General features: G+C 63.6%; 22 protein-coding genes. 8 read left to right on the top strand and 14 right to left on the bottom strand.

Annotated features, from left to right (window positions below; genetic code table 11):
• Nucleotides 1-4 precede the first annotated feature (4 nt).
• From ugpE to B6V74_RS07215, 4 genes are all read right to left on the bottom strand, one after another.
• A complete protein-coding gene (gene ugpE, locus B6V74_RS07230; protein ID WP_075774334.1) occupies nt 5-841 on the bottom strand; it encodes a sn-glycerol-3-phosphate ABC transporter permease UgpE in 837 nt (278 codons plus the stop codon).
• Between the two features lie 32 nt (nt 842-873).
• Nucleotides 874-1,755, bottom strand: a complete 882-nt coding sequence (ugpA, locus tag B6V74_RS07225; RefSeq protein WP_088719653.1) for a sn-glycerol-3-phosphate ABC transporter permease UgpA — start codon at nt 1,753-1,755, stop codon at nt 874-876.
• Nucleotides 1,756-1,824: 69 nt separating this feature from the next.
• On the bottom strand, nt 1,825-3,138 hold the full coding sequence (ugpB, locus tag B6V74_RS07220; protein ID WP_075774142.1) for a sn-glycerol-3-phosphate ABC transporter substrate-binding protein UgpB: 1,314 nt from the start codon (nt 3,136-3,138) through the stop codon (nt 1,825-1,827).
• 465 nt (nt 3,139-3,603) lie between these two features.
• Nucleotides 3,604-4,260: a pyridoxamine 5'-phosphate oxidase family protein gene (locus B6V74_RS07215; RefSeq protein WP_206185187.1), complete on the bottom strand. Its 657-nt coding sequence runs from the start codon at nt 4,258-4,260 to the stop codon at nt 3,604-3,606.
• A gap of 58 nt (nt 4,261-4,318) precedes the next feature.
• Here B6V74_RS07215 and B6V74_RS07210 point away from each other — a divergent pair, with 58 nt between their 5' ends.
• Both B6V74_RS07210 and B6V74_RS07205 read left to right on the top strand, forming a co-directional pair.
• Entirely contained in the window at nt 4,319-5,761 is a 1,443-nt protein-coding gene (locus tag B6V74_RS07210) for a PLP-dependent aminotransferase family protein (protein ID WP_088722390.1), read from the top strand.
• A 146-nt stretch (nt 5,762-5,907) separates the two neighbouring features.
• Nucleotides 5,908-7,326 carry a serine hydrolase gene (locus B6V74_RS07205; protein WP_088722389.1) on the top strand — a complete coding sequence of 473 codons (1,419 nt, stop codon included), beginning with the start codon at nt 5,908-5,910 and terminating at the stop codon, nt 7,324-7,326.
• Here B6V74_RS07205 and cysK read toward each other — a convergent pair.
• The 5 genes from cysK to B6V74_RS07180 form a co-directional block, all read right to left on the bottom strand.
• Nucleotides 7,281-8,246 (bottom strand): cysteine synthase A, encoded by a 966-nt coding sequence (cysK, locus tag B6V74_RS07200; protein WP_075774136.1) that lies wholly within the window; start codon nt 8,244-8,246, stop codon nt 7,281-7,283. The two genes, B6V74_RS07205 and cysK, sit on opposite strands and share 46 nt — an antisense overlap.
• 94 nt (nt 8,247-8,340) lie before the next feature.
• On the bottom strand, nt 8,341-8,601 hold the full coding sequence (locus B6V74_RS07195; RefSeq protein WP_088719648.1) for a DUF6455 family protein: 261 nt from the start codon (nt 8,599-8,601) through the stop codon (nt 8,341-8,343).
• The gene (locus B6V74_RS07190) at nt 8,601-8,894 is read right to left on the bottom strand and encodes a DUF6455 family protein (RefSeq protein WP_088722388.1); all 294 of its coding nucleotides are present in this window, start codon (nt 8,892-8,894) and stop codon (nt 8,601-8,603) included. Before B6V74_RS07190 ends, B6V74_RS07195 begins: the two co-directional genes overlap by 1 nt.
• 77 nt (nt 8,895-8,971) lie before the next feature.
• Nucleotides 8,972-10,300 (bottom strand): DUF2254 domain-containing protein, encoded by a 1,329-nt coding sequence (locus tag B6V74_RS07185; RefSeq protein WP_088722387.1) that lies wholly within the window; start codon nt 10,298-10,300, stop codon nt 8,972-8,974.
• A 98-nt stretch (nt 10,301-10,398) separates the two neighbouring features.
• On the bottom strand, nt 10,399-11,220 hold the full coding sequence (locus B6V74_RS07180) for a M48 family metallopeptidase (RefSeq protein ID WP_233242985.1): 822 nt from the start codon (nt 11,218-11,220) through the stop codon (nt 10,399-10,401).
• A 66-nt stretch (nt 11,221-11,286) separates the two neighbouring features.
• Here B6V74_RS07180 and B6V74_RS07175 point away from each other — a divergent pair, with 66 nt between their 5' ends.
• Nucleotides 11,287-11,550: a hypothetical protein gene (locus B6V74_RS07175; protein ID WP_088719646.1), complete on the top strand. Its 264-nt coding sequence runs from the start codon at nt 11,287-11,289 to the stop codon at nt 11,548-11,550.
• 27 nt (nt 11,551-11,577) lie between these two features.
• Here B6V74_RS07175 and B6V74_RS07170 read toward each other — a convergent pair whose 3' ends face one another.
• A complete protein-coding gene (locus tag B6V74_RS07170; RefSeq protein WP_075774333.1) occupies nt 11,578-11,826 on the bottom strand; it encodes a DUF167 domain-containing protein in 249 nt (82 codons plus the stop codon).
• Between the two features lie 108 nt (nt 11,827-11,934).
• Here B6V74_RS07170 and B6V74_RS07165 point away from each other — a divergent pair, with 108 nt between their 5' ends.
• Together B6V74_RS07165 and B6V74_RS07160 are read left to right on the top strand one after the other, a co-directional pair.
• Entirely contained in the window at nt 11,935-12,537 is a 603-nt protein-coding gene (locus B6V74_RS07165; RefSeq protein ID WP_088722386.1) for a nitroreductase, read from the top strand.
• A complete protein-coding gene (locus tag B6V74_RS07160; RefSeq protein ID WP_088719645.1) occupies nt 12,534-13,229 on the top strand; it encodes an EI24 domain-containing protein in 696 nt (231 codons plus the stop codon). The genes B6V74_RS07165 and B6V74_RS07160 overlap by 4 nt, the downstream gene beginning before the upstream one ends.
• Nucleotides 13,230-13,250: 21 nt before the next feature.
• Here the strand turns inward: B6V74_RS07160 and B6V74_RS07155 are convergent, their stop codons facing one another.
• Genes B6V74_RS07155 through mce form a run of 3 tightly spaced genes read right to left on the bottom strand, consistent with a single transcriptional unit; the run spans nt 13,251 to nt 14,657 of the window.
• A complete protein-coding gene (locus tag B6V74_RS07155) occupies nt 13,251-13,928 on the bottom strand; it encodes a DUF4396 domain-containing protein (RefSeq protein ID WP_075774128.1) in 678 nt (225 codons plus the stop codon).
• A gap of 55 nt (nt 13,929-13,983) precedes the next feature.
• Entirely contained in the window at nt 13,984-14,253 is a 270-nt protein-coding gene (locus B6V74_RS07150) for a DUF1467 family protein (RefSeq protein ID WP_075774127.1), read from the bottom strand.
• Nucleotides 14,253-14,657 (bottom strand): methylmalonyl-CoA epimerase, encoded by a 405-nt coding sequence (gene mce, locus B6V74_RS07145; RefSeq protein WP_075774126.1) that lies wholly within the window; start codon nt 14,655-14,657, stop codon nt 14,253-14,255. The genes B6V74_RS07150 and mce overlap by 1 nt, the downstream gene beginning before the upstream one ends.
• A gap of 168 nt (nt 14,658-14,825) precedes the next feature.
• Here mce and B6V74_RS07140 point away from each other — a divergent pair, with 168 nt between their 5' ends.
• Both B6V74_RS07140 and B6V74_RS07135 read left to right on the top strand, forming a co-directional pair.
• Nucleotides 14,826-15,539, top strand: a complete 714-nt coding sequence (locus B6V74_RS07140) for a response regulator (protein ID WP_088722385.1) — start codon at nt 14,826-14,828, stop codon at nt 15,537-15,539.
• A 69-nt stretch (nt 15,540-15,608) separates the two neighbouring features.
• The gene (locus B6V74_RS07135; RefSeq protein WP_075774124.1) at nt 15,609-16,085 is read left to right on the top strand and encodes a hemerythrin domain-containing protein; all 477 of its coding nucleotides are present in this window, start codon (nt 15,609-15,611) and stop codon (nt 16,083-16,085) included.
• Nucleotides 16,086-16,222: 137 nt separating this feature from the next.
• On the opposite strand, the gene aspS is transcribed toward B6V74_RS07135, so the two are convergent.
• Nucleotides 16,223-18,001: an aspartate--tRNA ligase gene (gene aspS / locus B6V74_RS07130; RefSeq protein WP_075774123.1), complete on the bottom strand. Its 1,779-nt coding sequence runs from the start codon at nt 17,999-18,001 to the stop codon at nt 16,223-16,225.
• 241 nt (nt 18,002-18,242) lie between these two features.
• On the opposite strand from aspS, the gene B6V74_RS07125 reads away from it, so the two are divergent.
• Nucleotides 18,243-19,481: a cyclopropane-fatty-acyl-phospholipid synthase family protein gene (locus tag B6V74_RS07125; RefSeq protein WP_075774122.1), complete on the top strand. Its 1,239-nt coding sequence runs from the start codon at nt 18,243-18,245 to the stop codon at nt 19,479-19,481.
• The last annotated feature ends 29 nt before the right edge of the window (nt 19,482-19,510 follow it).

Here is a 19,510-nt window from a genome sequence, read left to right as displayed (position 1 = left end):
GCCCTTATTTCTCGCTGTCCACGAGGCCGCGAATGAAGAGTTTCTGCATCGAGATCACCACGATCACCGGCGGGATCATCGCGAGGATGGAGGTCGCCATGATGACCGGCCAGTCGGCGATATCGTCGCCCGACGGGAACATCTGCTTGAGCCCCATGACGATCGTGTTCATCTCGGGATTTGTGGTGATGAGGAGCGGCCAGAGATACTGGTTCCAGCCGTAGATGAAGAGGATCACGAAGAGCGCAGCGATATTCGTGCGGCTCATCGGCAGCAGGATATCGAAGAAGAAGCGCATCGGACGCGCGCCATCGACTCGGGCGGCCTCTGCCAGCTCGTCCGGCACCGTCAGGAAGAACTGCCGGAACAGGAAGGTCGCCGTCGCTGACGCGATCAGAGGCAGGATCAGGCCGGAATAGCTGTTGAGCATCCCGAAGCCCGCGACCACCTCGTAGGTCGGCACGATTCGCACCTCGACCGGCAGCATCAGCGTGATGAAGATCATCCAGAAGAAGAAGCGCCGTCCCGGAAAGCGGAAATAGACGATCGCGAAGGCCGACAGGAGCGAGATCGCGATCTTTCCGAGCGCGATCCCCAGCGCCATCACCAGCGAGTTCACCAGCATCGTCGCGACCGGCACATTCACCCCGGAGAACAGCGCATCCGAGTAGTTCTCGATCAGGTGCGAGCCCGGCATCACCGGCATCGGCGCCTGCGCGATCTCCTGCTGGGTATGGGTCGAGGCCACGAAGGCCAGCCAGATCGGGAAGAAGATCACCAGTACGCCCGCGATCATCAGCACATGGGTCAGCCACAGGCCGGAGCCGCGTTTTTCCACCATGCCCGGGGGCGGTTCGTTGTGCATGTCAGCCATCAGTAATGCACCCGCTTCTCGACGAATTTGAATTGCAGCACCGTCAGGAAGCCCACGACCACCAGCAGCACCACGGATTGCGCGGCAGAGCTTCCGAGATCCTGACCCACGAAGCCATCGGCGTAGACCTTGTAGACCAGGATCGTGGTCGCCTGTTGCGGCCCGCCGGAGGTGATCGTGTGGATCACGCCGAAGGTCTCGAAGAAGGCGTAGACGATATTGACGACCAGCAGAAAGAAGGTCGTGGGCGACAGGAGCGGCAGCACGATCGTGAAGAAGCGCCGCCAGAACCGCGCCCCGTCGATCGCCGCCGCCTCGATCACCGATTTCGGCACCGCTTGCAACGCCGCGAAATAGAACAGGAAGTTGTAGCTGATGCGGCCCCAGGCCGACGCCACGACGACGAGGCCCATCGCCTCGTTCTCGTTGAGCACATGGTTCCAGTCATAACCCATCTGGTTGAGATAGAAGGCGACCACACCGATCCGCGTGTTGAACATGAAGAGCCACAGCACACCGGCCACTGCGGGCGCGACCGCGTAGGGCCAGATCAGAAGCGTGCGGTAAGTTCCCGCCCCTTTCACCAGCCGATCCGCCAGCACCGCGAGGAACAGCGCCGGGATCATCGAGACCAGTGTCACAAGGGTCGAGAACACCGCCGTCGTCACAAAAGACGCGCGATAATAGGGGTCGTTGAACAGGTATTCGAAATTGCCGAGGCCCACATATTGCATCGACAGGCCGAACGGATCGGGGATGAACAGCGATTGCCACACCGCCTCGCCCGCCGGGTAGAAGAAGAACACGGCCGAGATGATCAACTGCGGCGCGAGCAGCAGCATCGGCAAGAGCCAGCCCTTGAAGGTTACGCGTTTTTCCATATCGGGATCGGGGCCTTAGAATAGAAATAGCCGCGGGCAGGGTTCTCCCCGCCCGCGGCTGGATTTGGGTTAGCGGTTGGCTTGCTCGAAGCGGCGCAGCAGCTGGTTGCCACGCTCCACCGCGTTGTCGAGCGCGTCTTGCGCGGTCTTGTCACCGGCCCAGACAGCCTCCAGTTCCTCGTCGATGATGCCGCGGATCTGGTCGAAGTTGCCCAGGCGGATGCCCTTCGAATTCTCGGTCGGCGCATTCGCGGTCATCTGCTTCACGGCCACGTCAGTGCCGGGGTTCTTCTCGTAGAAGCCCTGCTCACGGGTCAGCTCGGCCGCGGCCTTGGTGATCGGCAGGTAGCCGGTATCCTGATGCCACTTCGCCTGCACTTCCGGCGACGAGAGGTAGTTCAGGAATTCAGCGACGCCCTTGTAGTGGTCGTCATCCTTGCCAGCCATGACCCAGAGCGAGGCGCCCCCGATGATGGTGTTCTGCGGCGCACCGTCGACGTCACCCCAATAGGGCAGCGGGTGCACTTCGAAGTTGAACTTGGCTTCGGACTTGATGCCCGCGTAACCGGCCGAGCTCTCGGTGAAGAGCGCGCAGGTGCCGGCACGGAAATCGGCACCGCCTTCGTTGCGGCGGCCCTTGTAGACGAACTCGCCCTTCTTGGCCCAGTCACCCAGCGTCTGGATGTGCTTGACCTGAACGGGGCCGTTGAACTCCAGCTTCGCGTCGAGACCGGCGAAGCCGTTCTCCTGGCTCGCGAAGGGCACGTTGTGATAGGCCGAGAGGTTCTCGAGCTGGATCCAGCTCTGCCAGGCGGTGGTCATCGGGCAATCGACGCCCGCTTCCTTCAGCTGGTCGAGCACCTTGCCGACATCTTCCCAGGTAGTCAGCGGCGCATCCTTGGCGACGCCTGCCTTGTCGAGCATGTCGCGGTTAACCCAGAGAACCGGCGTCGAGGAGTTGAAGGGCAGCGACAGCATCTTGCCGTCGGTGGTGGTGTAGTAGCCCTTCACCGCGCCGATGTAATCGTCGGGATTGAAGTCCACGCCGGCGTCTTCCATCACTTGGTAGACCGGCTTGATCGCGCCCTTGGCGGCCATCATCGTCGCCGTGCCGACCTCGAACACCATCAGGATGTCGGGCTGTTCCCCGGCGCGGAACGCGGCGATCCCGGCGTTCAGCGTTTCCGAGTAGTTGCCCTTGTTGGTCGCCACGACCTCATACTGGTCCTGGCTGGCATTGAAGTCCTTCACCTGCTGATCGACGAGCTCGCCGAGACGGCCGGTAAAGGCGTGCCAGAACTGGATTTCCGTTGCTGCATTGGCCGTGAAGGGCGCAATGAGCGAGGCCGACGCAAGCGCCGCACCGAGTGCAAAATTCTTCATGTCTTCCTCCCATATGTAGCGGGATTCATTGTTGGATGGATCTGAGGCCCCGTGCGAAGCCTCCGCGCTACGCGGCGTAGTGTGCGGATGTAACAGGAACAAAACAAGAGAGTGATTTCGGTTTCGCTTTGCCTCTCGGTCGCGCGATCCAGCGCGGTACGGCGGCTTCTCAGCCCTTTCCTGCTAAGCTTTTTCGAGATTCCTCGAAGTTTTGCACGACGCTAGATCACGACCTTGTGAAGCGCATTTTTGCGCGATTCGATCGAAACCGAACAAAAACCGACAGTCGCGCGAAACACCCGATTACGATCAGCTTTCCTCGCGGCGCTTTCCCGAATCCGTTAGATTTGCCAAATCATTGAAATGGTTCAACTCGGTCCGGATCATCGTTCGCAGCCTGATCGACTGCCTCACCTACTTCTACGAGATGCGCCTGAGAGAGCTGGACCAGATCGCGCAGGCCAATCAACCGCCATAGCAAAAATCACGCACATGCGCGGGCATCTCGACACCGTCGAGATTGCGCGGATCGGGGATCGGGTCGCCCACCTCCATACGGAGCGGGATCACCCCGGCCCAGATCGGCAGCGCGTAATCCTCCTCGTCGTCACTCGGCCCGCCGGTGCGGATCTTCGCGGCGCCCTCGGTGATCTCCATCCCCAGCACGGTCGTCGCCTTCAGATCCTGTTCGTGGTCTGGGCGCAGCGTCTCGTAGCGGCCCGGATAGAGATGGTTCACGAAATTTCCGAGCTTTTGCAGCTTCTCCGCCGGGTCCTCCACCTTGAACGCAACACCAAAGAGCATGACCGAGCGCGTGTTCAGCGAATGATGCATGCCAGAGCGCGCCAGAACCAAACCATCGAGGATCGAGACCGTCAGACAGACCTCTGTCTCCTTTTGACTGCGCAGCGCGCGGCTCGCGGAAGAGCCATGCCAATAGACGTGATCGCCTTCGCGCCATTGCATCGTCGGCGTCACGTAGGGCTTGCCGTCCCGGACATAGCCCACATGGCACATCGGCTGCGCGTCGAGGATCGTGTTGATGCTGTCGCGATCGAAATGACCGCGCTCATGCAGGCGGCGAAGGCGGGAACGCTCGGTTACAGGGAGGGTCTCGGTCATGGTCTGCCTCATGTCTGACTTGTGCCCTCAGCGATAGCGGCCTACTGGATCGGAAAACATGTCCAGTTTCGCAAAAATGCAGCAGTCCAATTTAAACACCGCCCTGTTTGGTCTCTCGCTGGATCGAAACTCCGGTCTACCGCTGCATGCGCAACTGACCCATGTCCTGCGCGAGATGCTGCGCGCCGATCCCGCCGCAGCCGGAGAGCGCCTGCCGCCAAGCCGCGCATTGGCCGAGGAGCTGTCGGTCTCGCGCATGACAGTGACCACCGCCTATGATCAGCTGATCGCCGAGGGCTACCTGAGCACCCGCCCCGGCGGCGGCACCTATGTCGCCGAGGATCTGCCCCATCTCGTTCCTCCTACCCCGCGAAAAGCATCAAGGGCCGCGCAAGGGGCGTCTCCGCCAGCTTGGCTGCCCTTCCAGCCCGGCCTGCCCGATCAGGCGCTGTTCCCGCACAGGCTTTGGGCGCGCCACCTCGAGCGCGCGTGGCGCACCCCCGATCCCACCCTTCTGGACCGGCCCGACCCGTTCGGCTGGCCGCCGCTGCGGCTGGCGATCCGCGACCACCTCGCGGCGTGGCGCGGCCTCGATTGCGCACCGGAACAAGTGGTGATTACCGGCGGCGCATGGGACGGGTTCGACCTGATCGCGCGTAGTGCGATCGCCCCCGGGGCGTCGATCGCGACCGAGGATCCCGGCTGGGCGACGATGGGCCATGTGCTGGCCTCCAGCGGCCTCAACGAGCACCCGGTGCGGATCGACGCCGAAGGGCTGGACCCGGTACATCTGCCGACCGGCACCCGCGCCGTCATCATCACCCCCTCGCGCCATTTCCCGACCGGGGCGGCGATGCCGCTCACGCGCAGGCTGACGCTTCTTGACTGGGCGCGTGCCCATGATGCGCTGATCGTCGAGGATGATTATGACAGCGAATTCCGTTATCGCGGCCAGCCCCTGCCCGCGCTGGCGGGGCTCGACGGGCTGCAGCGCGTGATCTACATGGGCAGCTTCTCGAAACTGCTCAGCCCGGCGCTGCGGATCGGCTATATCGTGCTGCCCGAGCGGCTTGTCGGGCCGATGCGGGCGGCGATCGACGCGACGGGGCCGCGGGTTTCGATGGTACCGCAACCGGCGCTGGCGAGCTTCATGGCGAGCGGCGAATTCGCGACCCATCTACGGCGGATGCGGCGCCATTACGCGAAGCGGCAGCGCCACCTCATGAACGCGCTGACAGGGCTCGAGGAGCATCTCCGGCTCCAGCCCGATCCGTCGGGAATGCATCTCTGCGCGGGTCTCGGTCCGGCGCTCGTGCCCGCCGGCGACCGCGCGATATCCGAGCGCGCGAAGGCGGCCGGTCTTACCCTGCGCGCTCTGTCGTCGCACGCACGCCTGCCCGACCCGCCGCAAGGCGTCCTGCTTGGGTACACGGGTTTCGACGAACCGACGCTAAGCGCCGCAGCAGAGAAGCTGCGGGCACTTCTGACGTCGCTTCCATGACCGCCGACCTCGCAACTCACAACAGGGTGACCTTACGTCGAGAAAGCACTCGCCCTCTTGGCAAGCCCGCGCCGTTTGCCAAAACTAACGCGCGAGTAAAAAACGGGCGCGTGACTTGATCCAAGCGCACGGGAGCGGAGGACAGGATGCGCGGATGGAAAGCGGTGCTCGGCGGGATTGGCCTGCTTGTCATGGCGGCTGTGATTTACGCGATCATCGTGCCTCCGGAACTGCTACGCGTCGGCGCGGGCTATAGCGCGAAGATTACCTGCTCGGCGCTGGTCCTGCAGGACCGCGACCCCGACGAGGTTCTCGAAACCGATGTGCAGGCGCCAGGCAATCCGCTGCTGCGCGCCTTCTGGGTCAGCCCCGATCGTCGGGCGGGCCGCGTCTGGGCGGCTTTCGCCGGGATCATCGCGCCCACGACAGCGGAGCAACGCATGGGCCTCGGTTGCGCGACCTTCCCCGACGGCGATCTGGCCGACGCCCGCGAACAGGCCGCCCCGCCCGCGCCGGGACCGAGCAAGAGCGTCGCCCTCTGGCCCGCGGGATCGAAGACCGAACTGACGGGACAAGGCCGCTTCGCCGATGTCTTGCAAAACGATGCGCTGACCGGGCCGGGGCTGCGGGCGGTGGTGGTGATCAAGGACGGTCATCTCGTGGCCGAGCGCTACGGCGATGGCTTCGATGCGAAGACACCGCTTCTGGGCTGGTCGATGACGAAGACCGTCACCGCCGCCCTTGTCGGCACCGCGATCGAGGCGGGCAAGCTGCGGATGGATCAAAGCGATCTACTGCCCGAATGGCAGGGCGACGACCGGGCGAAGATCACTGTCGCGCAGCTGATGTCGATGTCGAGCGGGCTGCATTTCAACGAGGATTACGGTGACGTCTCGGACGTGACGCGGATGCTCTACCTCGAGCCGGACATGGCGAAGTTCGCAGCGTCGCAGCCGCTCGATCATCCGCCCGGCACGCATTTCAGCTATTCCAGCGGCACCGCAGTCCTGCTGTCGCGCATCTGGCAAAACGCGGTGGGCGACACCTCCACCGCACTCGCTTGGCCGCGCCGCAAGCTGTTCGGTCCGCTCGGGATGAACTCGGCCACGCTCGAGACCGACGCCTCCGGAACCTTCGTCGGCAGCTCCTACCTCTACGCGACCGCGCGGGACTGGGCGCGTTTCGGACAGTTCCTGCTTCAGGACGGCCAATGGGAGGGGCGGCAATTGCTGTCCGCCGCGTTCGTAAAGCGGATGCATGCGCCCGCGCCGACCGACGGGGTCTATGCACAGGGCATGATCTGGCTCGCCGGGCCGAGCGATCAGCAGAAAGCGGGCGACGACGCGCGGTTCGGCCTGCCCGCCGACACCTATTGGCTCGAGGGGCATGACGGGCAGACTGTCACCGTGATCCCCTCGGCCGATATGGTCGTGGTGCGGATGGGGCTGACGCCGTCGGACCTGAACTACCGCCCGCAGAAGCTGGTGGCAGCATTGCTGGAGGCGGCAAAGACCACCACTCAGGCCTCGTCGAACATCCCTTCGAACAGCGCCGAAGACAGGTAACGCTCGCCCGAATCCGGCAGCACGACGACGATGGTCTTGCCCGCATTCTCCGGTTCGCGCGCAAGACGCAGGGCTGCCGCAGCCGCCGCGCCGCAGGAGATCCCTGCCAATATGCCCTCTTCGCGCGCCAGCCGCCGGGCGGTCTCGATAGCCTCATCATTGCTGACCTGCTCGATCCGGTCCACGAGATCCATGTCGAGCACCTTTGGCACGAAGCCTGCGCCGATGCCCTGGATCTTGTGAGGACCGGGGTGCAGCGCCTCGCCTGCGCGGGCCTGCGTCAGAACCGGGCTCGCCTCGGGCTCGACCGCGACCGAGATCAGCGGCAGACCCTTTTCCTTTTTCAGATAACGCGAGACACCAGTGATCGTGCCGCCCGTGCCGACGCCCGCGACGAAGATATCGACCACACCATCGGTATCCTCGAAGATCTCCGGACCCGTGGTCTTCTCGTGAATCTCGGGGTTCGCGGGGTTGTTGAACTGCTGCAGCAACACGTAGCGGTCGGGATCGGAGGCCGCGATCTCCTCGGCCTTGGCGATCGCCCCCTTCATGCCCTGCGCGCCTTCGGTGAGCACCAGCTTCGCGCCATAGGCCAGCAGGAGCTTGCGCCGCTCGATGCTCATCGTGTCGGGCATGGTCAGCGTGATCGGGATACCGCGCGACGCGGCGACGAAGGCCAGCGCGATCCCCGTGTTGCCCGAGGTCGGCTCGACGATCTCCTTGCCGGGGCCGAGCACGCCGCGCTCCTCCGCGTCCCAGATCATGTTCGCCCCAACGCGACACTTCACCGACCACGCCGGGTTGCGCCCTTCGATCTTGGCCAGAACGGTCGCGCCCGCGCCCTCCGTCATGCGATTGAGCCGCACCAGCGGCGTGTTTCCGATGCTGAACGAGTTATCCTCGTAAATCCGTGCCATGCGCGCGCTCCCTTTCAGCCTGCTGCCGTCCCATCAGATAACCAAAGGCAGGCGAGGGAAAGGCGAAAGCGACGCGCGCGAACGACGTACCCTTTCACTGGAGAGCGCGCAGAGACGTCAGGACGTCGTAATTCGGGCAATCCGTCGGGATGGCCTGCGGCCCCTCACCTTTCTCGGCCAGAACAGCGAGGCAGAATTCGGTGCGCCCGCAGGTCGCACAGGTTGTGATCATCTCGGCAAAGTCAGCTTGTGTGAGAAAGCCGTCACGCATCGCTTCGGAAATGTTCACTCCGAGACGCCGCGCCATGCCGCGCGTCACCCAGAAGTTCAGATCGACATCGCTTTGCATTCCCATCATTCCACTCCTTCGGGTTCAGCCCCAATGGTCGCGCGCAGCTGCGTCATCATCAGGCGGTTTTCGCAATAGGCGGGAGGTGCTTTCGCGGGGTTCATTTGCGGATCGTGCTCGGCCAGCCAGAGCAGGCAGGCCCCGGCTTCGCGGCACTTGGTGCAGCGGATCAGCGCGTCTTTCCATGCTTCGCCGCTGAGCCGCCCGGCGGCCATCTCCATGCTGAGATCGCCGCCCATCTGCTGGGCCATGCGGTTCATCATCGACGCATGGCGATTGAGGTGCTTGGCAGCGATCATGGCAGCCTCCCTTGAAACAGTCATCCCGGTGATGGGCCGACTCTGCCGCAGGGGCCGTGATTTCGATATGATTCAGATCAAGCGTCGCGTTCCGCTCTGTCGCTGTCGAGGTCATGGCCGACGTCACAGTCCAGATCGGGAGCAAAGCGCGCGGCCAGCGCCTGCGCTTCCTCCGCGATAACCGCGCGGTCGCGCCTCAAGGTCATCGCGGATTGCGAATGGGCGGCTGCGCGCAGCGCCTGATGGGCGGCGGGACGGCCGAAATGAGCGGGATGCATCTCGGCCAGAGCTTCCAGCACCTCCTGCTGGCGCAGCGCGACCTCCAGATGCCCGGCTCCGTCGCGCGCGATCGCGGCGAACGCGTCCTCGGTATACTGCTCGGGCGTCACCGCGCGCACATAGACGCGGTCGAAGACGCAATCGGGGCTCTTCGGTGGATGCCAATCGGCCAGCACCCGCACCAGACGCCCGAGAATATCGATACCGGTTCCGGGGTCGTTGATCGCCGGCGAAAGCGCGCGCGAGGCAATCTCGGCCAGCGCGATCAGGCCGAATTGCGGATCCTGGTCGAAATCGCGCGCGTGATCGATGGTGAAGGCGTCGCGCGCGGCCTCCTCGATCGCCTCGCGGGTCTCGGCGTCGCCCGGCAGCGCGTCGCATCGCACCAGATCGGATGCGCCGTGGACGAATTCGCCAGTCCGTCCGCAAAGCCAGATGTGGCAGTCATGCGTCTCGGCCACCTTTTGCAGCGCCCCCATGTCGACATGCTGCACATGGCCGGTCCGCGTCGACGTGATCCCGAAGACCCCGGGGGGCGGGTCTTCCCATTCCTTGCCGCCGAGCCACGGCCGCTCGCAGCGCGCTTTCAGCGCCGTGCTCGCAGCGTCCTCGACCCGGCTGATCACATCGCCGAGCCGTCCGAACTCGCTCAGATGCTGCACCCAGCGCAACAGCGATATCACCACCATCGCCACCACGCCGAGCGTGACGACCAGCAGGATGAATCGCCCGGAGTCGTCATAGACATCCGTCTCGAGCGCGATGATCCCGACCAGCGAAAAGACGAAAGAGCCGATGAAGCTCGCCAGCACGTTCTGGGTCACGCGGTCGGTCTGCATCAGCTTGATCGCGCGCGGCGTGGCTCCGGTCTGGGCCGAGCTGAACGCGGTGATCATGATCTGCAGCGAAAACGTCGTGACGGTCAGCATCGCGGTGGCGATGATCTTCAGGATCGGCTCCACCGAGCCCGCGCCCATCTTGTAGCCGATATCCGCGGGTACAAGGTAGCCGAAGCCCGCCGATCCCAGCGCGGTCGCGATCCCCAGCACGCCGAAGGCCGTCACCCGCACCCAGATCTCGCGCAGGACAACCCTCAGCCGCCAGCGCAGTCGCGAAAAGATTGTCATAGGTTCTTCGTCCCCGTCCCCTGTTCCCGCGTCCCGGACCCGCCTTTCCCGGCGGCCTCTCTCTCAAATCTCAAGCCCGCAGACCTTGGGCGGGTTCCTCAGCTGCCCGCCGGGATCTTGCCCGCGCGCAGTTGGGCAACGGTATTTCGCACCACGTCGAAGCGCAGCTGGTTGGGCGGGTGAGAACCCAGCATCTTGTCGCCCGGGTCCGGCAACCGCAGGAAGAACTGCGCACCCTTAAGCGGGTCGTAGCCCGCATCCCAGGTGATGATCGTACCGAGCCGGTCGGCCTCAAGCTCGTAATCCTTGGAATAGAGCCGCGAGCCGATTTCGGCCCCGATGCGCCGCGCGCGCTGGATCGTGAGCGGATCGGCGCCCTGTGCCTGCACCGCACGCCCCAGATAAGCCGCCCCCACCGCCGCATCGCGTTCGCGCGCCGCGATATGGCCCGCGATGTGATGCGCGGCCTCGTGGCCGATCACGAAGGCCAGCTCGTCGGCATTGCGCACCTCGGCGATCATCGCGAGTGTCACCCCGATCACCGGACGACCCGAACGATCCATGGTCTGGAAGGCGTTCGCGTCGAGATCGAGCCGGTCATCGACCACGAAAAGGTAGTCGCAATTGAGGTTCCGCGTGCGCTTGCGACATTCCGACTCGATCTGCGGCTCCATGCGCTCGCCGACATCGACCAGCCGCGTCACCGCCACCTCGGCACGCTTCTTGGCTTCGGGCGAGAGCTCGCTCTCCGGGACGGGCTGCATCGGCGCCATGGTCGGCACGCAGCCCGACAGCAGCGTCGCGGCGAGCGAGAGGGTCACGAGAAGGAAACGGGCGGAAGGCATCGACGGGAAAACACCCCAGAGACAGGATTTGTCCCAGCTTAACGACTTGGCCCGCAGCCGCCTAGTGTCCTCCACGTACTCTCCCGCAAGCGGCGGCGTGATTTCGCTTTTTCGGATCGGCAAGCCGCGCTAGCATGAGTCATGTTTACCATCGAACACGAATTCGACGCGACCGTGATCACCCTTGTAGACGAAGGGGCGGATCCGCGCGATTATTTGCAGGAAGACATCACGATCAGCTCTTTCGAGGATTGCGTGGTGGTTGAACAGCTCGACGAGCAGACCGAACAGGTGCAGACGATCACCTTCAGCCATGCCCAGCTGCGGGAGCTGGCGGCGGCGCTCAACCTGCCCGAAGGCGTCTATCGCCTGAAGCAGACCGACAGCACCGCCGAGGACGGCTGAGGGGCCTGCCCGGCCCCGCGCGCCCGCTCAATCGAGACGGAACACCTTGTCGCGCGCGGTCTCGCCCCGGATCAGCGTCAGCCGCGACTTCGCCACACCTAGCGCCTTTGCCAGCAATTTGACGACCGCCGCATTGGCCTTGCCGTTCTCCGGAACGACCGTGACATAGGCCCGAAGCCCCTCTTCCCCGACCCGTATCTCGTTGCGCGACGCTTTTGGCGTCACGCGCAGGGCGATTTCGTTGCCAGGAATTGCGAGGTGGCTGAGATCCGTCATCGTCGCGCAGCATAGGCGCTGCACGATCGCATACAAGACAGTTGCCCATGCTGCGGTTGCAATCACATGCCGAGCGCCCGATATCTGGCGCAACAGACGGAGATTTTCATGACTGAACTGCCCGAAGTGAACCCGGCCGAGCGCAATGACGCGGCGATAGCTTTCCTTCTGACCCGCCGGTCGCGCCCGGCGAAAACCCTCAAGGCTCCTGCCCCCGACGAGGCAGCGCTGCGCGAGATCTTGACGGCCGCGGCGCGCACTCCCGATCACGGCAAGCTGGAGCCGTGGCGCTTCATCACCATCACGCGCGAGGCCGCGCAGCGGCTGGGTGCCGAAGCCGAGGCGCGCGCGAAAGCACAGGGCCTTCCCGATGAGAAGATCGCGAAGGCCGGCAAGCAGTTCCATGACAGCCAACTTTGCGTCGCGGTAGTGTCCTCGCCCAAGCAGAGCGAGAAGGTTCCGCAGGTCGAGCAACTCTATTCGGCGGGCGCGGTTTGCCTCTCGCTTCTGAACGCGGCACTCGCTGCGGGCTGGGGCGCGAACTGGCTGACCGGCTGGGCCGCGCATGACGAGGCCTTCGGGCGCGAGATGCTGGGCCTCAAGGACGGCGAAAGCGTCGCGGGCTTCATCCACTTGGGTACCGAAGGCGTGACGCCGCCCGAACGCCCCCGTCCCGACCTCGACGCGATCACCACGCGGATTTCGGAATGATCATTTCAAGCTATCTGAAAGCCTGGACCGACTTGCTGCGGCCTGGCGCGATGAAAGTCGTGGGCTTCGGCGTGGCGCTATCGCTGGGCCTTCTGGTCGCGATCTATGTCGCGATGGTGATGCTGATCGGCTGGCTGATCCCCGACAGCTTTTCGCTGCCCTTCATCGGCGAGATCGGCCATATCGACACCGCGCTGTCGATCGTCTCGGCGGGGGTGATCCTCTTTGCGTCGGTTTTCCTGATGGTGCCCGTGGCCTCCGCCTTCACCGGTTTCTTCCTCGAAGACGTGGCGGAGATGGTGGAGGACGTCCACTACCCGACGCTGCCGCCGGTGCGCAAACTCACCTTCGCGGAAGGGATGCGCGACACCGTACGCTTCTTCGGCGTGATCCTTGCGGCCAACATCATCGCGCTGATGATCTACCCCTTCGTGATCCCGCTTGCGCCGCTGATGTTCTTCGGGCTCAATGGCTACCTTCTGGGGCGTGAATACTTCCAGATGGCAGCTTTCCGGCGGATGGAACGCGAGGCGGCGCTCGAACTTTACGAACGCAACAAGGTCACGATCTGGGCCGCGGGCGCGCTGATGGCGGTGCCGCTGTCGATCCCGCTGGTGAACCTGTTCGTGCCGGTGCTGGGAGCCGCAGGCTTCACCCACCTCTTCCACGCGATCACCGGTCGCCGTGGATAAGGGGCGGCGCCGAGGCGCCGCTCACATCTCTTCCTTGATGCCCTTGCGGATCAGCAGCCAGTTCACCGGGTAGGCGGTCACGAAACCGGCCATCATCGCGATCTGCATGGCGAACCAGAATTCCGGGTCGGCGGCGTTGATCTCCGCGCCCCAGAGCCCTTTGAACACGGCGAAATGGAAGATCGCCATCATACCGTACATGCCGATCTGCCACGAGGTGAGCGAAGCCACATCGGCCTTCGCCGCCTCCTTGAGTCCCTCGCCAAGCCCGAGCCCGCGCATCGGGGCGATCGAGAAGTACTGGAACACGATCCCGATCGCGAGGGCGAAGACGTAATCGAGCCCCCAGACCGCAAAGATCTTGTGCCCCCAGAAATCCGGCCAGCCGAACGCGACCAGAATCACTGGAACGGCGAGCGCGAGGTTCTCGGCCAGAATGTCACCCAAGGTGCAGCCCGCGCCGCAATGCAGTGTCCCCTTCGCGACCGAGACCGGGAAGGGCGCATTACCATGGCCCGGAAAGCGACTGTGCAACCAGATTACTAGTGGTCCGCCAAACAGCCCGCAAATCGGCCAGACCCACGCCATGATGGCCATGTGAGGCGGGTTTCGACGCACCTGCACGAGAAGATAGATGAACGAGAGCACGCCTACAGCAAGCGATAACCAGCTCAGAACGGTAAACCAGTTTGGTGTCATGGGAGGCTCCTTTCAGCCCCCCAACCCGGCTGATCAGATGCGGTTCCCGGCGCGGTCAGCGGCGCAACTGCCCGAAGAAGTCGATATCTTCCAAAGTGATGATCCCCGACAGCAGCACTGCTGCGATGACCGCCCATAGCACGATGGTGACAACGGTGGTGATCTTCACCTTCGCGCCCAGATGCGCCTCGTGCGGTGCGCCTGCGGGAGTGCCCGGCACGACCTCGTCCACATCGCCTTGCGTTTTCAGACGAACCGGCAGGACCATGAAGAAGATCATGAACCAGATCACCGCGAAGAGAATGATGCCGCCCGTGAGACTCATCAGACCTGCTCCAGTTCGATCAGGCAGCCGTTGAAATCTTTCGGGTGCAGGAACAGCACGGGCTTGCCATGCGCACCGATCTTCGGCTCACCGCTGCCCAGAACCCGCGCGCCGTCCGCCTTGAGCTTGTCGCGGGCCTCGAGGATGTCCTCCACCTCGAAACACATGTGATGGATGCCGCCCGCGGGGTTCTTTTCCAGAAAGCCGTTGATCGGACTGTCCTCGCCCAGCGGGTAGAGCAGTTCGATCTTGGTGTTGGGCAGTTCGATGAAGACGACCGTGACGCCGTGATCGGGCTCGTCCTGCGGCGCGCCAACATTGGCACCCAGCGTGTCGCGATACTTGGCCGAGGCCGCCTCGAGGTCAGGCACGGCAATGGCGACATGGTTCAGGCGTCCGATCATCTGGGTCTCCTCCGGTGATATGGATCAAGGGGTAGCGGGGCGTATCGGTTCGCGCAAGCCTGGATGCCCCTGTTCGCGTTAACACGGTGTTAGGCACTTTGCCCCTTACTGGAGAGGACCTGCCGAATCTCGAGAATCCGACGATTTCCATATCGACTGGGGGCCGCCATGAGCGACACGATACCGAACCCGACCCGCACTCCGACGCCGGAGCGTCCGCTGACCGGACTGACGGTGCTGTTGGTGGAGGACAGCCGCTTCGCCTCCGAAGCGGTGCGTCTCCTGTGTCTGCGCTCGGGCGCACGAATCCGTCGCGCCGATTGCCTCGCCTCGGCGGACCGCCACCTCAAGACCTACCGCCCTTCGATCGCGATCGTGGATATGGGCCTGCCCGACGGATCAGGCGGCGATCTCATCGCCGAAATCCGAGGGTTGCGCGGCCCGCATCCGGTGATCCTCGGCACCTCGGGCGATACCGCGCTGAAGGAGGCCGCTCTTGCCGCGGGGGCGAACGGGTTCCTCGACAAACCGATCGAGAGCCTTGCGCTATTTCAGGCCACGATCCTCTCCGCCCTTCCCGAAGAGATGCGCCCGCTCGGGTGGCGCCCGCTCGCCGATCTCGTGGTCGAACCGGACCCGCTCGCGCTGCGTGACGACCTGCAACGCCTATCGAACCTCCTGCACGCGGTCGGGGCGGGCATGCCGCTCCCCGCCCTGCCCTATGCGGCGCATTTCCTGTCGAGCGTCGCCCGCTCGGCGCATGACGCGGCACTTGGAGACGCGGCGCAAAGGCTCGGCCGCCGCGGCGGCCCATCGCGCGACGACATGACCCGGGTCACGGAATTGCTCGACGAGCGGATCGCGGCGGCCGGGGCATTCTGACGCGGTCGAGGAACCGCCCGCAAGACTTCGCGTTGCCAAAACGAGTTGAAGCAACCGGAGGACCGCCAGATGAGCTCGATCTACGACGCCATCAAGCAAGATCACGAAAACCACCGCGCCCTGATGAAGAAGATCGCCGATACGTCCGGCGACAGCGCCGCGCGCACCGAAGCGTGGAAAGAGTTCTATTACGACATCAAGTCCCACGCAGCCGCCGAGGAAGAGACCTTCTATTCCAAGCTAATGACCAAGACCTGGGGCCAGGATTCCGCGCGCCACTCGGTCGAGGAACATGCCGAGCTCGACGATCTGCTCGAAGAGCTCAACGAAATGGACATGGCGAGCCCCGGTTGGCTCAACAAGTTCCACAAGCTGGAGCATGATTACAACCACCACATGGACGAGGAAGAGGACGAAATCTTCGGCCGCGCCAAGGAAGTGATCGACGACAGCGAAATAGAGGATTACGGCGAGAAATTCGTCGCGCGTAAGAAAAAGGAGATGAAGCTGGTCGACGAGAAGCGGAACGACGACCCTGAAGGCTGATCGGGCTTCCACCTGAGGCTGGCACGGCACCTGCCGCAAAACATTCCGCTGCGGCTGCATCTTTCCTCCGACGCGAATAGAAAAAGGCCCCGCTCGATCCCGAGCGGGGCCTTTAGATTCGGACGATAGCGCCGGGATCAGTCTTCTTGAGGAAGAACCCGCAGGCGCAGCTCGCGCAGCTGTTCGTTCATCGGCTCCGACGGCGCGCCCATCATCAGGTCTTCTGCGCGCTGGTTCATCGGGAACATGATGACTTCGCGGATATTTGCGGTATCGGCGAGGATCATCACGATCCGGTCGATGCCGGCGGCGCAACCACCGTGCGGCGGGGCGCCGTATTTGAACGCCTTGACCATACCGCCGAAGCGCTTCTCGACCTCGGAGGCCGGGTAGCCCGCGATCTCGAACGCCTTGTACATCGTCTCGAGCTTGTGGTTCCGGATTGCGCCGGAAAGGATCTCGTAACCGTTGCAGGCGAGGTCATACTGGTAGCCTTTGACCTGCAGCGGGTCGCCTTCCAGCGCTTCCATCCCGCCCTGCGGCATCGAGAACGGGTTGTGCGAGAAGTCGATCTTGCCCTCGTCGTCTTCCTCGTACATCGGGAAGTCGACGACCCAGGCGAACTTGAACTTGGTCTTGTCGGTCAGGCCCAGCTCTTCGCCGATTACGTTGCGCGCACGACCGGCGACGCCCTCGAAACTCGACGGCGCGCCGCCGAGGAAGAAGGCCGCATCGCCTTCGCCCAGACCCAGCTGCGCGCGGATCGCCTCGGTCCGCTCGGGGCCGATGTTCTTCGCCAGCGGGCCTGCGCCTTCGAGCGAGCCATCCTCTCCCTTGCGCCAGAAGATGTAGCCCATTCCCGGCAGGCCCTGCTCCTGCGCGAATTTGTTCATCCGGTCGCAGAACTTGCGCGAACCGCCCGTGGGGGCCGGGATCGCGCGGATCTCGGTGCCGTCCTGCTCCAGCAGCTTGGCGAAGATCGCGAAGCCCGAGTCGCGGAAGTGATCCGAGACCACCTGCATCTCGATCGGGTTGCGCAGGTCGGGCTTGTCCGAGCCGTATTTCAGCATCGCCTCGGCATAGGGGATGCGGGGCCAGTTCGGATCGACGGTGCGGTCGTCGCCGAATTCCTCGAACACGCCCTGGATCACCGGCTGCATCACGTTGAAGATGTCTTCCTGCTCGACGAAGCTCATCTCGACGTCCAACTGGTAGAAGTCGGTGGGCGAACGGTCGGCGCGCGGGTCTTCGTCACGGAAGCACGGTGCGATCTGGAAATACTTGTCGAAGCCGCCGACCATGATCAGCTGCTTGAACTGCTGCGGCGCCTGCGGCAGCGCGTAGAACTTGCCCGGGTGCAGACGCGAGGGCACGAGGAAGTCGCGCGCGCCTTCGGGCGAGGAGGCGGTGATGATCGGCGTCTGGAACTCGTTGAAATCGGCGTCCCACATGCGTTTGCGCATGGATTTCACGACATTCGAGCGCAGGATCATCTTGTCATGCAGGCTCTCGCGGCGCAGGTCGAGAAAGCGATAGGACAGACGGGTCTCTTCGGGATATTCCAGCTCGCCGAAGACCGGCAGCGGCAGTTCCTCGGCCTCACCCAGGATTTCGATGTCGCGAACATAGACCTCGATCTCGCCGGTCGGAATCTTCGGGTTGATCAGGCTCTCGTCGCGCAGTTTCACGGTGCCGTCGATGCGGATCACCCATTCCGAGCGCACTTTCTCCATCGTCTTGAACGCCGGACTGTCGCCGTCGCACAGAACCTGCGTCATCCCGTAATGGTCGCGCAAATCGATGAAGAGCACGCCTCCGTGATCGCGCACGCGATGGACCCAGCCCGCAAGGCGGACGGTCTCACCGGCGTTGGCGGCGCTCAGATCGGCGCAGGTATGGCTGCGAAAGGCATGCATGGGAGGCTCCCGGATCGAGAATTGCGTATAGTCGCGCCGATACACCCGTTGAGAGCGCAAAAGTCAAGCTGTGCGGAGGAACACAGGCACGTCTCGAGCCGATCACGCGCGCGTGGCTCGAAAAAGAGTAAATTTTCGGTTAACTTCAGTGAGAACGGGAACTTTGGTAATTTCACAAAGGTTACCGTCGTGAAGACACACGCTGGAGCCTGCCAGCCCCGGCACGATCCGGAGAGACCGCATGAGAGCTTGGGACTCGCTTCTCGACCGTATGTTGCGCCACCTGATCCGCAGGGGCACACTCGAACTCGTCTATCCTGACGAAACCCTCATACGCTATGGCGACGGCACCGGGAATCCGGTCCGCGTTACCATGAGCAACCCGGAACTGACGAAGAAGATCGTGCTGCGGCCCGACCTCGGTGTCGGCGAAGGCTACATGAACGGCGACTATACGATTGCCGATGACGACCTGCGCGGATTTCTCGCGCTCGCAATCCGCAACCAGACCGGCTCGGGCATGCCATGGTTCGAGAAGCCGCGCGAGGCGAGCCGCTTTTTCGGTCGCCGTTTCGCGCAGTTCAATCCGGTCAACAAGGCCCGCACCAACGTGGCGCATCACTATGACCTTTCGGGCGAACTTTACGATCTCTTTCTCGACGAGGATCGGCAATATAGCTGCGCCTATTTCGAGCGTCCCGACATGACGCTGGAGGAGGCGCAGGAGGCCAAAAAACGCCATATCGCCAAGAAGCTGCTGATCGAACCGGGGATGACCATTCTTGACATCGGCTGCGGTTGGGGCGGCATGGCGATGACGCTGGCGCGCGATTTCGGCGCGAAAGTGGTGGGCGTGACGCTCTCGACCGAACAGCACGCGCTGGCCCGCAAGCGGGTGAAGGAGGCCGGGCTCGAAGACAAGATCGACATCCGTCTGACAGACTATCGCGACGTGACCGACAAGTTCGACCGCATCGTCTCGGTCGGCATGTTCGAGCATGTCGGCGTGCCTCATTACCGGGAATATTTCGCGAAGGTCCGCGAGTTGCTGAAACCGGGTGGTATCTCGCTGATCCATTTCATCGGACGTTCAGGCCCCGGCGGCGCGACGGCCGATTTCATCACCAAATACATCTTCCCCGGCGGCTATTGCCCCGCCATGTCCGAAGCGTCGAACGCGGTCGAACACGAAGGGCTCATCACCACCGATCTCGAAGTGTGGCGGCTGCATTACGCGGAAACGCTGCGCCATTGGTGCGATCGGTTCGAGGCGAATATCGACAAGGCGGTCGCACTCTATGACGAGCGGTTCTGCCGGATGTGGCGCTTCTACCTCGTGGCCTCGGAGATGGCCTTCCGCCATGGCGGACAGGTCGTGTTCCAGTACCAGCTGGCCCATGAGGTCGGCGACGTGCCGCTGACCCGCGATTACCTCTATCGGGACGACGACGAACAGGAACACAGGCTGGCTGCCGAATAGGCGGGTATCCCCTCACCGGGCCGAAATCG

Source organism: Thioclava sp. F42-5, assembly GCF_002213195.1.
Taxonomy (GTDB): Bacteria; Pseudomonadota; Alphaproteobacteria; order Rhodobacterales; family Rhodobacteraceae; genus Thioclava; species Thioclava nitratireducens.
The sequence above is the reverse complement of the archived record's forward strand: the minus strand, read 5'-3'. Positions and strand labels throughout refer to the sequence as shown.

Excerpts from the sequence above, each read along its gene's own strand:
- ugpE (WP_075774334.1), bottom strand. The coding sequence starts at position 841 with ATGGTGGAAAAACGCGGCTCCGGCCTGTGGCTGACCCATGTGCTGATG.
- ugpA (WP_088719653.1), bottom strand. The coding sequence starts at position 1,755 with ATGGAAAAACGCGTAACCTTCAAGGGCTGGCTCTTGCCGATGCTGCTG.
- ugpB (WP_075774142.1), bottom strand. The coding sequence starts at position 3,138 with ATGAAGAATTTTGCACTCGGTGCGGCGCTTGCGTCGGCCTCGCTCATT.
- B6V74_RS07215 (WP_206185187.1), bottom strand. The coding sequence starts at position 4,260 with ATGACCGAGACCCTCCCTGTAACCGAGCGTTCCCGCCTTCGCCGCCTG.
- B6V74_RS07210 (WP_088722390.1), top strand. The coding sequence starts at position 4,319 with ATGTCCAGTTTCGCAAAAATGCAGCAGTCCAATTTAAACACCGCCCTG.
- B6V74_RS07205 (WP_088722389.1), top strand. The coding sequence starts at position 5,908 with ATGCGCGGATGGAAAGCGGTGCTCGGCGGGATTGGCCTGCTTGTCATG.
- cysK (WP_075774136.1), bottom strand. The coding sequence starts at position 8,246 with ATGGCACGGATTTACGAGGATAACTCGTTCAGCATCGGAAACACGCCG.
- B6V74_RS07195 (WP_088719648.1), bottom strand. The coding sequence starts at position 8,601 with ATGGGAATGCAAAGCGATGTCGATCTGAACTTCTGGGTGACGCGCGGC.
- B6V74_RS07190 (WP_088722388.1), bottom strand. The coding sequence starts at position 8,894 with ATGATCGCTGCCAAGCACCTCAATCGCCATGCGTCGATGATGAACCGC.
- B6V74_RS07185 (WP_088722387.1), bottom strand. The coding sequence starts at position 10,300 with ATGACAATCTTTTCGCGACTGCGCTGGCGGCTGAGGGTTGTCCTGCGC.
- B6V74_RS07175 (WP_088719646.1), top strand. The coding sequence starts at position 11,287 with ATGTTTACCATCGAACACGAATTCGACGCGACCGTGATCACCCTTGTA.
- B6V74_RS07170 (WP_075774333.1), bottom strand. The coding sequence starts at position 11,826 with ATGACGGATCTCAGCCACCTCGCAATTCCTGGCAACGAAATCGCCCTG.
- B6V74_RS07165 (WP_088722386.1), top strand. The coding sequence starts at position 11,935 with ATGACTGAACTGCCCGAAGTGAACCCGGCCGAGCGCAATGACGCGGCG.
- B6V74_RS07160 (WP_088719645.1), top strand. The coding sequence starts at position 12,534 with ATGATCATTTCAAGCTATCTGAAAGCCTGGACCGACTTGCTGCGGCCT.
- B6V74_RS07155 (WP_075774128.1), bottom strand. The coding sequence starts at position 13,928 with ATGACACCAAACTGGTTTACCGTTCTGAGCTGGTTATCGCTTGCTGTA.
- B6V74_RS07150 (WP_075774127.1), bottom strand. The coding sequence starts at position 14,253 with ATGAGTCTCACGGGCGGCATCATTCTCTTCGCGGTGATCTGGTTCATG.
- mce (WP_075774126.1), bottom strand. The coding sequence starts at position 14,657 with ATGATCGGACGCCTGAACCATGTCGCCATTGCCGTGCCTGACCTCGAG.
- B6V74_RS07140 (WP_088722385.1), top strand. The coding sequence starts at position 14,826 with ATGAGCGACACGATACCGAACCCGACCCGCACTCCGACGCCGGAGCGT.
- B6V74_RS07135 (WP_075774124.1), top strand. The coding sequence starts at position 15,609 with ATGAGCTCGATCTACGACGCCATCAAGCAAGATCACGAAAACCACCGC.
- aspS (WP_075774123.1), bottom strand. The coding sequence starts at position 18,001 with ATGCATGCCTTTCGCAGCCATACCTGCGCCGATCTGAGCGCCGCCAAC.
- B6V74_RS07125 (WP_075774122.1), top strand. The coding sequence starts at position 18,243 with ATGAGAGCTTGGGACTCGCTTCTCGACCGTATGTTGCGCCACCTGATC.